This is a genomic window from Lentzea sp. NPDC058450, from assembly GCF_042721395.1.
In the GTDB taxonomy this organism is placed as follows: domain Bacteria; phylum Actinomycetota; class Actinomycetes; order Mycobacteriales; family Pseudonocardiaceae; genus Lentzea.
The window spans coordinates 85603-100110 of the sequence record NZ_JBHXLO010000015.1; the positions used below are offsets into that span (position 1 = coordinate 85603).

The following is a 14508-nucleotide window of genomic DNA, read 5'->3' on the forward strand; positions in this document are numbered from 1 at the left end:
CCTCTCGATGCCTTGGCGTACCTGGAGAATCCCCGGATGACCGGGGAGCACCAGGAGCCTCCGCACCCGGACCTGAAGCCCGAGCGGCGGCTGAGCCTCAACGGCGACTGGCGGCTGCGGATGTTCGACCGGCCGCAGGACGTCCGCGACACACCGGACGGCTGGCGCACCGTGCAGGTCCCCCACACGTGGCAGACCGACTTCCTCGACCACCCGATGTTCCGCAACATCCCCACGGAGATGTACCCGGACAACCCGCCGTCGATCCCGCACGACGTCAACCCGACCGGCGTCTACGAGAAGACGTTCGTGCTGCCGTCGGACTGGGACCGCACGCTGGTCCGCTTCGAGGGCGTGACCAGCGGGTACTTCGTCTGGGTCAACGGCGAGTACGTCGGCTACGACCAGGGCGGCTACACGCCGGCCGAGTTCGACATCACCTCCAAGCTGAAGGCCGGGCGCAACACGCTGAAGCTCCAGGTCCACCGCTGGGGCTCCGGCTCCCACCTGGAGGACTACGACCAGTGGCGGTTCTCCGGCATCTTCCGCGAGGTGTGGCTCTACTCGACCCCGCGGACCTACCTCGCCGACGTCACCATCAGGACCGACCTCGACGCCGAGTACCGCGACGCGACCCTCACCGCGGACGTCAAGATCGGCGGGCCCGCCGCTGGCCACACCGTCCGGACCAGGCTGTTCGACCCGCGCGGCCGCGAGGTGCCGGTCGTCGGCGGCAAGGTCGCCGACCCGTTGAAGTGGACCGACGAGACCCCGAACGTGTACGAGCTCAAGATCGAGTTGCTGCGCGACGGCCGCGTCGTGCAGACCGGCAGGCAGCCCGTCGGGTTCCGCGAGATCGAGATCATCGACCGGCAGTTCAAGATCAACGGTAAGCGCGTGCTGTTCCGCGGCACCAACCGGGCCGAGACCAGCGAGCACGGCAGCCGCTACGTCACCCGCGCCGACCAGCGCGAAGACGTCGAGCTGATGAAGCGGTTCAACATCAACGCCGTGCGCACGTCGCACTACCCGAGCGACCCGTACTTCTACGAGCTGGCGGACCGCAACGGGTTGATGATCGCCGACGAGGTGGACATCGAGACCCACCACCACGACGGCTGCCCGAACAACTGCCTCGCCGAACGCCCCGAGTGGCAGGACGCCTTCCAGGACAGGTTCGTCGCGATGATGCAGCGCGACAAGAACCACCCGAGCGTGGTCATGTGGGACACCGGCAACGAGGCGGGCCTGGGCAAGGCGCACTACACGATGGCCGAGCACGCCCGGAAGAACGACACCCGGCCGCTCTACCACCAGCCGAACGTGCCCGACGGCGACGCGCCGTTCGCGGACGTGTCAGGTCCGCGCTACCCGTCGCCCGCGAGCCTCGAAGCCAAGGCGAAGACCACCACCAAGCCGATCATCATGGGCGAGTACGCCCACGCGATGGGCAACAGCCTGGGCAACTTCAAGGAGTTCTGGGACGTCGTGCGCGCCTACCCGCAGGTGCAGGGCGGGTTCATCTGGGACTGGGCCGAGCAGAACATCGCGCTCCCGCTCTACACCACCCCCGACGACGCCAACGGCATTCTCACGTACCTCTCCGGAAAACCGTCCCAGGTGGACGGACCGCACGGCAAAGCGTTGCAGCTCAGCGGACTCGACGACTTCGTCGAGGTCTACCGCGACCGCAAGCTGGACGAGGTCAGCACAGGGCTCACGCTCGACGCCTGGGTGAAGCCCGACGCCTGGACCGGCGACTTCACCGTCATCTCCAAGGGCGACCACCAGTACGCGCTGAAGATGTCCAACGCCACGACGCTGGAGTTCTTCGTGCACAGCGGTACCTGGCGCACGGTCCGGGCGACCGTCCCGGCGGACTTCCACGGCAACTGGCACCGCGTCACCGGCACGTTCGACGGCACGACGCTGCGGCTGCTGATCGACGGCCGCGAGGTCGCCACGACCGCGTTCAGCGGCACGATCGACTGGTCGCACTGGCCGGTCAACATCGGCCGCAACTCCGAGACCATGCAGGAGAACGTGGGCACGCGCATGGCACACGGCAGCGTGGACCAGGTCCGGATCTACCACCGCGCCCTCACCGACGCCGAGCTCGCGTCCGACCCGAAGCGCGAGGCCGTGCTGGCACTCGACTTCGAGAAGCTGGAGGACAAGGGCCGCCACCAGTCGTACGGCGCCGGCACCGGGGGTGTCGACGGCGTCGTCTGGGCCGACCGCAGGCCTCAGCCCGAGACCACCGAACTGATGGCCGTTCATTCACCCATACGCTTCTCCTTCTCCGGCAACGACCTCACGACCGTCAGCGAACGCCAGTTCACCGGCACCGACGACCTCGAACTGCGCTGGCAGGTCCAGGACAACGGCCGCACCGTCGCCCAGCACCGCGGCCCGCTGCGGCCGGGCACCGTGACGCTGCCCGACCTCCACGCCGACACCGACCGCTGGCTGACCGTGCGCGCGACCGACCGGCGTGGCACCGATGTCGGCATCGCGCAGTTCCCGCTCGGTGGCACGGGAATAACGGGCCTGCACGCCCCTGGCACACCCGGAAAGCTCACGACCACCCAGACCGAGTCCGAGATCGTGGTGTCCGGCAAGGACTTCCGGTACGTCGTCAGCAAGACGTCCGGCACTCTCACGTCGATGCGCGTGCGCGGCACCGAGCTCCTGCGCACGGGCCCGGAGCTCGACGCGTGGCGCGCGCCGTTGTCGAACGAGTTCATGAGCGAGGACTCGTCCTGGTACCGCAGCGGCCTCGACCGCCTCAAGACATCACCAGCCGACATCACTGTCGCACAGGGGTCTGACACTCTGATTTCAGTGAGGTCGACGGCCCAGGCCGTGGCGGACGCGTCGTTCGCGCAGACCTTCACCTACCGCGTCACCGGCGCCGGCGAGATCCACGTCGGCCACCGGGTGGCGGCCCGCGACCGCATGCGCGACCTCAGCTACCTGCCGGGCATCGGTTTCACGCTGAAGGTGCCCGACAACCTGGGCAGGTTCACCTGGTACGGCCGCGGCCCCGGCGAGAACTACGACGACCGCAAGTCCGGCAACCCGATCGGCGTCTACCAGTCCACAGTGGATCGGGAGTTCAACGACTACTACAAGCCGCAGGACTTCGGCAACCACGCCGACACGCGCTGGGCGACGCTGTCCGACGGCCGCGCGGGCCTGCTCGTCGCGGGCGACCTGGACGTCCGGGTCTCCCGCTACGACGACCTCGACCGCGCCGCGCACCCGTTCGCGCTCAAGAAGAACGACGGCTGGACCAGCCTGCACGTGGCGCATCGGGTGACCGGCGTCAGCGAGACGTTCCACGAGCCATTGCCGCAGTACCAGGTGGAAGCGGGCAACGAGTACGCGTACTCCGTGCTGCTGCGCCCACTCACGCCCGTGGAATCGGCAACGGGACGGTTGGGCGCCGGCGTCGACTGCGCGCCTACGGCACAACTCAACTCCAACGACACCGTGCTGGAGCCGGGCGAGCAGGTGGAGGCCGAACTGGTCGTGACGAAGCCCTGCCCCGGCACGACCACCGCGCGGCTGACGGCTCCGGAAGGCTGGTCCGTCACGCCGGCCACCGCCGACCTGTCCGGCGGCTCGGCGAAGGTGACGGTCAAGCGCGAGGGCGGCCCGACCGGCACCCGCCCGATCTTCGCGGAGATCATGGCGGGCAAGGGGACCACGAGCCTCACGAAGGACTTCACCGCCACCCCGCGCCCGCCCGCCGGCGCCGCCCCCGTGTCCACGCTGGAGTTCCTGGACGAGCGCAACGGCTGGGGCCCTCTCGAACGCGACCGCAGCAACGGCGAACAGGCGGGCGGCGACGGCAACCCGCTTCGCCTGCGCGGTGCCGCGTTCGACCGCGGCGTCGGCGTCCACGCCGACTCGGAGTTCCAGGTCTACGTCGGCGGCAGGTGCTCCGGCCTCACCGCCACCATCGGCGTGGACGATGAGACCGGCGGCACCGGCTCGGTCCGCTTCGAAGTCCTGAAAGACAACCGATCGGCGTACCAGAGCCCGCTGCTGACCGGACAGAGCGCAGCCGTCCCGATCACCGTCGACACGACCGGAGCAACCGTGCTCACGTTCCGGGTGACGGACGGAGGTGACGGCAACGCCCACGACCACGCCGACTGGGCGGCCCCGGTCCTGCACTGCTGAAAATTGTCGGACCCCAGGCGTACCGTCGGAGATCAAGGGCATTCGCCGGTCGAAGGGCGGGGTCTCATGATCGTGGAAATCCTAGGTGGACTGGTGGCGCTCGGCGGTCTCGGCCTCGCCATGAGCGCTCGCGTGATCAAGCAGTTCGAGCAGGGCCTGGTCTTCCGGTTCGGCAAGCTCCAGGAGGCCGTCCGGGGCCCCGGCCTCACGATGCTGTTGCCCGGTGTGGACCAGCTCCGCAAGGTCAACATGCAGATCGTCACCCTGCCCGTCCCCGCGCAGGACGGCATCACCCGCGACAACGTGACGGTGCGCGTGGACGCCGTCGTCTACTTCAAGGTGCAGGACCCGGCCAAGGCCGTCATCAACGTGGAGGACTACCGCTTCGCCATGCTCCAGGTGGCGCAGACGTCCCTGCGCTCGATCATCGGCAAGAGCGAGCTCGACGACCTGCTGTCCAACCGCGAGAACCTCAACCACGGCCTGGAACTGATGATCGACACCCCGGCCCTGGCCTGGGGCATCGACATAGACCGCGTGGAGATCAAGGACGTCGCCCTGCCCGAGAGCATGAAGCGCTCGATGTCCCGCCAGGCCGAGGCCGAACGCGAACGCCGCGCCCGCATCATCACCGCGGACGGCGAGCTCCAGGCGTCCAAGAAGCTCTCCGAGGCCGCCGGCACGATGGAGGAGACACCGGGCGCCCTCCAGCTCCGCCTCCTGCAGACCATCGTGGAGGTGGCGGCGGAGAAGAACTCGACGCTGGTGCTCCCGTTCCCGGTGGAACTGCTGAGGTTCCTGGAGAAGAACACGAACGCCGAACTCCCCAAGCCCCCGGCCGCGCCACCGGACGCGGGTCAGGCCTCGGCGCCGGAGTTACCCGCGAAGGACTCGGAACAGGCGTGAACGAAGCCGTCCGTCCGCGCGCACGCTGGCGGACGACGCTTCAGGCTGCCCACCGCACAGCCTGCAGACGGACGGCGGACGGCAGGCGGGCGGACATGGCAGGCGGACGGCGGGCGGATCCCGGCAGGCGAACGGCGGGCGGATCCCGGCGCACGCTGTGCCGCCGCTCCGCCATCACCATAGCCTTTGCCTTTGCCTCTGCCTCTGCCTTTGCCTTTGCCTTTGCCTTTGCCTTTGCCTTTGCCTTTGCCTTTGCCTCTGCCTCTGCCTCTGCCTCTGCCTCTGCCTCTGCCTCTGCCTCTGCCTCTGCCTCTGCCTCTGCCTCTGCCTCTGCCTCTGCCTCTGCCTCTGCCCGACCTCGCCACATTCCACACTTCCTCCGCACCTTCCCGTCTTCCGCATCCCCCTCACCTTCGGCACTTCCCCGCCTTCCGCACTTCCCACCTTCTGCATCTCCCCGCCTCCGCGCTTCCCGCACTTCCCCACCTCCCGCACTTCCCCACCTCCCGCACCTCCCCTGCCTCCCTCACCTCCCTCACCTCCCGCGCCTCCCTCACCTCCCCCGCCTCCCTCACCTCCCCCGCCTCCCTCACCTCCGCGCTTCCCCACACCCCGCACCTCCTCCCCACCTCCCACCCCGCGTTCGTCCATGTGAGTTACCCGCCGTAACGCCCGATCCCCCGAAACGACGTGTGGACAGGGGGTAGTGAGGCATGCAGGAGAGGGTCAGAGGCAGGTTCGTCGGCATCGGCGTCAGCTCCTACCAGGCGCTGCAGCCGCTGCAGCACGCCGTCAGCGACGTGCGGGAACTGCACGCCCTCCTCAAGGGCTACGAGGGCGAGCCCCTGGCGGACCCGGCCGAGTTCGAGGTCCGCACGTTCATGAAGGGCCTCAGGGGGTCGCAGGACGGCGGCGCGCTGGTCGCCCTGTGGAGCGGGCACGCGATCCCGGACGACAACAGCCTCATGCTGCTCGCGAAGGACAACAGCGGCGACGGCGACGGCATCAAGCTGTCCGAGTTCGCGGCGTGGTGTGCGCGGTCGGGAGCTCACCAGGTCCTCGTCGTCATCGACGCCTGCTACGCCGGCGCCCAGCTGAACCAGGTCATGGGGTCGATCGCGTTCGTCCAGGACAACCTCCTGCAGGGGCAGGCGCACTGGGCGGGTGTCCTGGTGTCGTGCTCGGGCATCGAGACGGCGCGGGACGGGTTGTTCGGCGGGAAACTCCGCAAGCTGCTGCGTGCCGGTCCCACGGCCGTGGAGGACGCACGGCGGTGGAGTGACCGCACCGCGTTGGTGGACGGTGGTGCGGTCGGCACGGCGTTGCTGAACGCGTGGGACAGCGACATCCAACGGCCGCGCTTCATGCAGTACGGGTCCGCGCAGCCGATGCTGCCCAATCCGCTCTATGCCGCGGACACGGTCGTGAAGCACCTTCTGCTCGCGGCGCGAGGTGGCGACTCACGGGACAACAGGTCGTGGTTCACCGGCCGGACCTCGCAGGTCGACAAGGTCGTGAGCTGGGTGAGGTCCGGGGTGGCCGGGCTGCGGGTGGTGACGGGGTCGCCGGGTACGGGCAAGTCCGCCGTCGTCGGGCGCGTGGTCAGCCTGTCGAACGCCGCCGAGCGCGACCTGCTGCTGACCGCGGGGCCGTCGTTCCGGCACGCCGATCCGGGACCTGGCTCCGTCGACGCTGCCGTGCACGCCCGCGCGATGGACGCCGACCGCGTGGCCGACCTGCTCAGCCGTCAGCTCGTCGCGGCCGGGCTGATCCCGGAACCCGAGGGGCCGCGCCGGGGTGCCGCCGAGCTGGTCGGTGTGGTCAGCGCGCTGCCGAGACCTCCCGTGCTGGTGGTGGACGGCCTGGACGAGGCGCGTGGTGAGTCGTTCTCGATCGCCACCTCGTTGCTCACCAAGCTCGCCGGGTACGCCGTGGTGATCGTCTCGACGCGGCAGGCGCACCGGGTCGCGGGCGGCGCTCCCCTGCTCACCGAACTGGCACCGGTCGAGGTGCTCAACCTCGACACCGCCGACAACGAGACCGACGTGCGCGAGTACGTCATGGCACGCCTGGGCCCCACCGCGCAGCAGTCCACTGTGGACGAGCTGGCGAAGCTGCCGTTCCTGACCGCGTGGATGATCACCGACCAGGTGCTGGCCGACGGCGGCGCCGATCTGAAGCTGTCGCTGGACGCGGCGTTCGACCGTGAGCTCGCGAAGGTGCCGTCAGCTCGTGCGTTGCTGACGGCGTTGACGTGGAGCTACGGCGCGGGGTTCCCCGAGGCCGAGTGGATGGCCGTGGCACAGGCGTTGTCCGGCGAGGAGTTCACCCGTGACGACATCACGGCCGTGCTCACCGAACTGGGCCGTCACGTCGTGCAGGACGGTGAGGAAGGCACGGCGGTTTTCAAGCTCACGCACCAAACGTTCGCGGACCACTTGAGGCCGCAGTTCGCCCCCAGCAGGGACGTGGTGTTCGCACCCGGCGCCGACCAGGTCGCCTGCGCGTTGATCAGGCTGTACCGGCAGCGCATGGAGGCGGGCGTGCCGCCGAACGTGCCGGGCTACCTGTGGAAGTACGCGTGGCGGCACTGCGGGCACGCCGGCGCGCAGGCGTTGGACGGCCTGCGCGAGTTGGCGCAGATGAACCGGATGTTGTTGCCGGACATCGCGCTCGCGGCCACGACGGCGGCGAACGAGCTGCTGCACTGGGGTCGTGGCGAGGAGGCCGTCGCGCCGCTCGAAGAGGCCGCCGAGCACTTCCGCGCGCTCGTCCCGACGCTGCGGATGTACCTGGCGGACCTGGCTTTCGTGCTGAACAAGCTCGGTAGGAGGTTCCGCGACGCGGGCAGGCTGCAACAGGCCGTGGCCCCCGCCGAAGAAGCAGCGGTGCGCTACCGGGAACTGGTGGCCTCAACCCCCACAACCGCGGAAAGCCTTACGCACAAACGGTTGGCGCAACGCATCGCAAAGACGACGACGCACGGCGGTGAGAACTCGACGTACGCCGCACATCTCAGCGGCGCACTAGTGGACCTGAGTGAGGTCTACGCGATGTTGGGCCGTAGGCAAGAAGCGCTGTCCACGGCCCGTGACGCCGTTGCAGCCGTGGACACCGACGCACCGCTTGCGCGCGCGATGACATGCCTGGCCGCGAGGTGCAGTGACTCAGCGTTGCGCTACGAAGCCATGCAACGGTCGAAACAGGCCGTGGAGCTGTACTACGCGCTCGCGCAGACGAATCCGGTGTTCCTCGCGGACCTGGTCAGCGCGCTCGTCGAACTGAGCCGCGACTACCTGGCGCTCGGCAGGCTGTCCGACGCGGACTCGATGACCCAGCAGGCCGCGGAGATCAGCGGCACGCTCGGCCGGCACGCCGCGTTCCGTCCCCAGCTCGCGGACGCCGCGCTGAGCCTGAGCGTCGCCTACAGCATGGTCGACCGCACCGACGCGGCACTGAACACCGCGCGTCAAGCAGCCGACTTCGCCGACGGGCTCCCCGTGCACGGCCAGGCGTTGCACAACCTGATGCGCCGCCAACGGGACGCGGACAAGCCCAGAGAGGCGCTCTCGACCGGTCTGCAGACCATCGAGGTCTGTCTCCTGCCGGAGAACACCGACCGGTTGTCGACGCTCGCGGCCGCGTTGTTCACGCTCGACACCCTCTGCGCGAGCCTGAAGCTGCCGAAGATCGTCGATGAGGCGTGGGAGAAGGTCACCACGCGGTTCAACGGCCCGCACCTCGCCACGCTGCTGATGTTGCGGGCGGCGGCCACCAGGGCAGGTGATCCGGCGGCGGCGAAGTGGCTGTGCCAGGCGCTCACGCACGTCGGCCAGTCCCGGCAGGCGATCCACGACGTCCACGACATCGCGCGCCGCCACTACGACTCGGGGCCGTGGCCGTGGGACACGACACCGGACTGGCTGTCGGTCGACCGCACGCTGCTCAAGACCGCACGGTCGTGGGTGTTCGCACGCTCCTATGCAGAGGAACGGGCGATTCTGGTCGCACACCCCGAGTTGTTGTCCACCGACGCGGACGTCGCCGTCACGGAGGCGTTGTACGGCACGAGCCTGATCGAGGCGCAGGTCATCCAGTCGCGCCGGACGACCGCGCAGCAGCAGGGCGTCGCGCTCGCCTACCGGCCGTGGCTGCTCGCGAGCCTCGCGGACGAGTTCGTCGACGCCACGCCCGCACGCCGCCGTGAGCTGCTCGCGACGCGACGGGACGAGTTGCTGGACAAGGAAGTGCTGAAGAACGTCCGCGACAACAAGCCCGTGCACGCGATGCTGCTGCTCGCCGACGAAGACTCGGACGTGCTCGACCTCGTGCTGGACGCCGTGGAGGACCCTGCGCGCGTCACGGACGTCCTGCGCTCACTCGCAGCACACGCCTCCCCTCAAGCGCTGACGCAGGCCGTCACGGCGTTGGAACCGCACGCGTTGGCGGCGCTGTACAACGTGGTCGCGCGCGCTCGGGCCGGTGACGCACGCCTGGCGTTGCCCGTACCGAACCAGCGCCTGGCGTGGATCCACGAGCTGACCTACCTGGTCCCCGCGAACCTCGCGCTGCTCTCCCTCATCCGCAAGCTCGCCGAGGAGTCCTAGATGAGCGATCTCGTCGTCGTCCTGCCCGGCATTCTCGGCAGCACCCTGCGCAACTCCGACGGCATGGTCTGGGAGGTGTCGGGCAAGGCCGCGTTGCGCGCGGTGCTCACGCTCGGCCGCAGCCTCAAGCAGCTGAAACTGCCCGCCGGCATCGGCGACGAGCACCCCGGCGACGGCGTGGAGCCCGTGGGCCTGATGGCGGACCTGCACGTCATCCCGGGCATCTGGACGCCGTTGAAGGGCTACGACCGCGTCACGCGCCGGATGAACTCGCTCGGCTACACGGTCGAGAAGGGCAACCTGCTGCTGTTCGCCTACGACTGGCGGCTGTCGAACCGCTACAACGGCGCGTTGCTCGCTCGACGCGTCGACGAGGCGTTGGACCGCATCGGCCCGAATGCCAAGGTCAGCTTCGTGTGCCACTCGATGGGCGGCCTGGTCGCACGGTGGTGCATCGAGCAGTGCGGGATGGCCGAGCGGACGGCGAAGCTGATCACGATGGGCACGCCGTACCGCGGTGCGGCCGCCGCGCTGGACCAGCTGGTCAACGGCGTGCGCAAGGGGCTCGGGCCGTTGGCGATCGACCTGACGGAGTTCGCGCGGTCGATGCCTTCGCTGCACCAGCTGCTACCCGAGTACGCGTGCATCGAGTCGCCTGATGGCCTGCTCAAGACCACCGAGGTGACGTTGCCGGAGCTCGACACGAAGATGGTCACGGACGCGATGGCGTTCCACGGCGCGTTGGGCGACTCGTTCGCCGATCAGACGTACGCGATCGTCGGCGGAAAACAGCCCACGGCGACCACGGCTCGAATTGCGGACGGCAAAGTCACCTGTTATCGGACATTTGAGGGCGATGATCTCTACGGCGATGCGACCGTGCCTGCCGTAGGTGCCGCACGGCGTGGTTTGGCGTTGTCGTCGAACACGCTGCACCGCGTGACGGAGCAGCACACGTCGTTGCAGGACAACTCCACCGTATTGGACGCCGTGGAGTCGTTCCTGACCGCGAAACCCGTCGTCCCGCGCAACGTCACCGACACGGAACCGCAGGTCACCGTGCCCGACCTGGTGCTGACGGGCGAGACTCTGGAGGTCACCGTCGAGCTGAAGGACACGACCGCGCGGGCGTTGAAGGTGGCGTTGCTCGACGAGAACGGCAAACAGGTCGAATCGCGCAGTCCGGCGATCTCCGAGAAGATGTCGATCAAATTCGACGAATTGGCCCCCGGTGCCTACTACGTGCAGGTCAGCGGTATCGCGGTGGGCGCTCCGGTGGTCCCGGTGACCGGCGCGGCGCTCGTCGTGGATTGCCCCTGAGTCTGGCACGGAGGACGATTTGTCGTCTGGCACGGAGGAGGCGCGATGACCACGATCAAGCCCACGCCCGTAGTGCCCCATCCCGGGGCGGCGCGCGCACGGCCGAAGGGTTCGTACTTCCTCCAGCTGTTCAAGACCACAGATCCCAAGCAGATCGGGATCATGTACCTGACCACGTCGTTCGCGTTCTTCCTGATCGGCGGCGTGATGGCGCTGCTGATGCGCGGCGAGCTGGCGCGGCCGGGCCTGCAGTACCTGTCGAACGAGCAGTTCAACCAGCTGTTCACCATGCACGGCACGATCATGCTGCTGCTGTACGCGACGCCGATCCTGTTCGGGTTCGCGAACTACATCCTGCCGTTGCAGATCGGCTCGCCGGACGTCGCGTTCCCGCGCCTGAACGCCTTCTCGTACTGGCTGTACCTGTTCGGCGGCATCATCGTGGTCGCCGGGTTCATCACGCCGGGCGGCGCGGCGGACTTCGGCTGGTTCGCCTACACGCCGCTGTCGTCCGCGGTGCACTCACCGGGTGTGGGCGCCGACATGTGGATCATGGGCCTGGCCGTGTCCGGTCTGGGCACGATCCTCGGCGCCGTCAACATGACCACCACGGTGATCTGCCTGCGGGCGCCGGGCATGACGATGTTCCGGATGCCGGTCTTCACCTGGAACATCCTGGTCACGTCGATCCTGATCCTGCTGGCGTTCCCGATCCTCACCGCCGCGCTGATGGGCCTCGCCGCCGACCGGCACCTCGGGGCGCACGTGTTCGACCCGGCCAACGGCGGCGTGATCCTGTGGCAGCACCTGTTCTGGTTCTTCGGCCATCCCGAGGTGTACATCGTCGCGTTGCCGTTCTTCGGGATCGTGACGGAGATCTTCCCGGTGTTCAGCCGCAAGCCGTTGTTCGGCTACAAGGGCCTGGTGTTCGCGACGCTCGCGATCGCGATGCTGTCCGTGGCCGTGTGGGCGCACCACATGTACGCGACGGGCGCGGTGCTGCTGCCGTTCTTCTCGCTGATGACGTTCCTCATCGCCGTACCGACCGGCATCAAGTTCTTCAACTGGATCGGCACGATGTGGAAGGGACAGGTGACGTTCGAGTCGCCGATGCTGTTCAGCGTCGGCTTCCTGGTCACGTTCCTCTTCGGCGGTCTGACGGGCATCCTGCTCGCGGCGCCGGCCGTCGACTTCCACGTGTCCGACACGTACTTCGTGGTGGCGCACTTCCACTACGTGCTGTTCGGCACGATCGTGTTCGCCACCTACGCGGGCATCTACTTCTGGTTCCCGAAGATGACCGGGCGGATGCTCAACGAGCCGTTGGGCAAGCTGCACTTCTGGACCACGTTCCTCGGCTTCCACGCCACGTTCCTGGTGCAGCACTGGCTGGGCAACGAGGGCATGCCACGGCGGTACGCCGACTACCTGCCGTCAGACGGCTTCACGGCGTTGAACACGATCTCGACCATCGGCTCGTTCGTGCTGGGAGCGTCCGTGCTTCCGTTCGTGTGGAACGTCTTCCGCTCGTACCGCTACGGCGACCCGGCCCCGCAGGACGACCCGTGGGGCTACGGCAACTCGCTGGAGTGGGCGACGACGTCACCGCCGCCGCGCCACAACTTCAAGGAACTGCCGCGCATCCGTTCCGAACGCCCGGCGTTCGAACTGCACTACCCGCACATGGTGGAACGGATGCGCGACGAGGCGCACTTCTCGTTGGCCCATCCCGGAAAGCACCGCGTGGGCAAGGACGACGTCACCGAGAAGGCGCTCGCCTCGACCGATCGGGACGGCGAGTCCTAGCGCCGTCCGGGGATCATCCCGGCTTCGACGACGGCCTTGCTGAGCGGCGCGGCCAGTTCGACGAACCGCTGCTTCTCCTCGTCGGACAGGACGTCGTAGGCGGGCGCGGCCATCCGGTCCGTGTCGTCCTCGATGCCCTGGCGCAGCTCACGGCCCTGCTCCGTGAGCAGCTGCTCGTCGTTCACCAGGCCGCGGTCCTGCAGGTCCCTGACCGTCTCGTCCCACTGCTCCTGCGACCACGCGCGGGTCTTGCGCAGCACGTCGGCCGGGTAGTCGCCGGTCGCCACGTGCAGCACGAGCGCCTCGATGCCGGTGATGTTGTGCCGCAGCAACGCCGCGAGATGCCCGTCGCCCCGGAACTCGCGCAGCAACGTCTGGGCGTGGAACAGCCGCAGACGCGGCTCCTCTGGCCACTCCAGGGCGGCGTGCGCGGCGAACAACGGGCGCCCGTGCAGCATCTCGGTGGACCGCTCGGCGGCCCGCCGCGCCAGGTCGTTGATCTCCTTGAGGTCGTCCGGCAGCACCTTGGCGAGCGCCTCGTCGGCGGCCTCCCAGCGCAGCTCGAGCATCCGCTGCGGCGACACCTTCTCCCAGGCCTGCGGGATGCGGGCGCGCACGATCTCGGGGTTGAAGTTGTAGAAGGTGGCGATCACGACCTCGGCCCCGACCGCCCCGAGCGCCGCCGCCCGCGACGCGAAGTACCCACCGGGCCGGTCCAGCCCGACCCCCGCGTACCGCGCCTCCGCCTCGGGCGAGAAGTAGATCATTCCGTGCACGGCCTCGAGCGAGCGAAACAGAGTCCTGATCATGTCTCCAACCTAGATCGTGGGCGCTGGTTCGTCAGGCGCCAAAAATTGTCAGACCCCTCTGCCAAGCTCGACCTGTGAACGAAACCGCCCTCTGGAGCCTCATCGCGCAGGCCCGCTCCACCGTCCCCGACCCGTCCGACAGCGAAGCCGTCGCCGCCGAGGCCACCACCCTGCTCGCGGCACGCCCGCCGTCCGAGATCGTCGCCGCCCAACAGGTCCTGTGGGACGTCCTGGTCACCTCGTACACCAACCCGCTGTGGGCGGCGGCCTACCTGATCAACGGCGGCTGCTCCGACGACGGCTTCGACTACTTCCGCGGCTGGCTCCTCACCCAGGGCAAGGAGACGCACGACGCCGTACTCGCGTCGCCGGACTCCCTGGCCGACCTGCCCGCCGTGATCGAGGCGGCCGAGTCGGGCGAGGAGTTCGAGTGCGAGGCGGCCCTCTCCATCGCCTGGGACGCCCACATCAAGGCGACGGGCATGCAGTTACCCCAGGACGCCTTCCGGATCCGCTACCCGGAGCTCGACCCGGACTGGGACTTCGACTTCGACGACAGCACGGAACTGGCCGCGCGCCTCCCCCGCCTGGCCGCCCTGTTCCTGACCTGAGCCGACCGCGCCGCGGCCCCACCAGGCCGCTCGCCTCGCACCGGCCGTGTCGGCCCACTACCCAGCCACACCACTGGCACAGCCACGCCACGCAGGCCGGCTGTGTCACTCACCGACCCAGCCACACTGCTCAACCCGGCTACCGCGACCCACCAACCTGGCCGCACCACTCAGCCCGGTTGTGTCGCCCACCGAGCCAGCGCTCCGCTCAACTCGGCTACCGCACCCTGCCGACACAGCCACATCCCTCGGCCTGGC

The 14508-nt window shown here is 68.7% G+C and carries 8 protein-coding genes; 6 read left to right on the top strand and 2 right to left on the bottom strand.

What is annotated here, in order from left to right; translation table 11 throughout:
* Window positions 1-36: 36 nt before the first annotated feature.
* Both ACFWNN_RS23490 and ACFWNN_RS23495 read left to right on the top strand, forming a co-directional pair.
* The gene (locus tag ACFWNN_RS23490; protein WP_382442063.1) at window positions 37-4191 is read left to right on the top strand and encodes a glycoside hydrolase family 2 TIM barrel-domain containing protein; all 4155 of its coding nucleotides are present in this window, start codon (window positions 37-39) and stop codon (window positions 4189-4191) included.
* Between the two features lie 66 nt (window positions 4192-4257).
* Window positions 4258-5097 carry a slipin family protein gene (locus tag ACFWNN_RS23495; RefSeq protein WP_382442064.1) on the top strand — a complete coding sequence of 280 codons (840 nt, stop codon included), beginning with the start codon at window positions 4258-4260 and terminating at the stop codon, window positions 5095-5097.
* A gap of 40 nt (window positions 5098-5137) precedes the next feature.
* On the opposite strand, the gene ACFWNN_RS23500 is transcribed toward ACFWNN_RS23495, so the two are convergent.
* A complete protein-coding gene (locus tag ACFWNN_RS23500) occupies window positions 5138-5464 on the bottom strand; it encodes a hypothetical protein (RefSeq protein ID WP_382442065.1) in 327 nt (108 codons plus the stop codon).
* Between the two features lie 346 nt (window positions 5465-5810).
* Here ACFWNN_RS23500 and ACFWNN_RS23505 point away from each other — a divergent pair, with 346 nt between their 5' ends.
* From ACFWNN_RS23505 to ctaD, 3 genes are read left to right on the top strand one after another with little or no spacing between them, the layout of a single operon-like run.
* Window positions 5811-9704 (top strand): hypothetical protein, encoded by a 3894-nt coding sequence (locus tag ACFWNN_RS23505; protein ID WP_382442066.1) that lies wholly within the window; start codon window positions 5811-5813, stop codon window positions 9702-9704.
* Window positions 9705-11024 carry an esterase/lipase family protein gene (locus ACFWNN_RS23510; protein WP_382442067.1) on the top strand — a complete coding sequence of 440 codons (1320 nt, stop codon included), beginning with the start codon at window positions 9705-9707 and terminating at the stop codon, window positions 11022-11024.
* Between the two features lie 45 nt (window positions 11025-11069).
* Window positions 11070-12830, top strand: a complete 1761-nt coding sequence (gene ctaD / locus ACFWNN_RS23515; RefSeq protein ID WP_382442068.1) for a cytochrome c oxidase subunit I — start codon at window positions 11070-11072, stop codon at window positions 12828-12830.
* On the opposite strand, the gene ACFWNN_RS23520 is transcribed toward ctaD, so the two are convergent.
* The gene (locus ACFWNN_RS23520) at window positions 12827-13639 is read right to left on the bottom strand and encodes a hypothetical protein (RefSeq protein WP_382442069.1); all 813 of its coding nucleotides are present in this window, start codon (window positions 13637-13639) and stop codon (window positions 12827-12829) included. The genes ctaD and ACFWNN_RS23520 overlap by 4 nt on opposite strands.
* A gap of 74 nt (window positions 13640-13713) precedes the next feature.
* On the opposite strand from ACFWNN_RS23520, the gene ACFWNN_RS23525 reads away from it, so the two are divergent.
* The gene (locus ACFWNN_RS23525; RefSeq protein ID WP_382442070.1) at window positions 13714-14250 is read left to right on the top strand and encodes a DUF4240 domain-containing protein; all 537 of its coding nucleotides are present in this window, start codon (window positions 13714-13716) and stop codon (window positions 14248-14250) included.
* The last annotated feature ends 258 nt before the right edge of the window (window positions 14251-14508 follow it).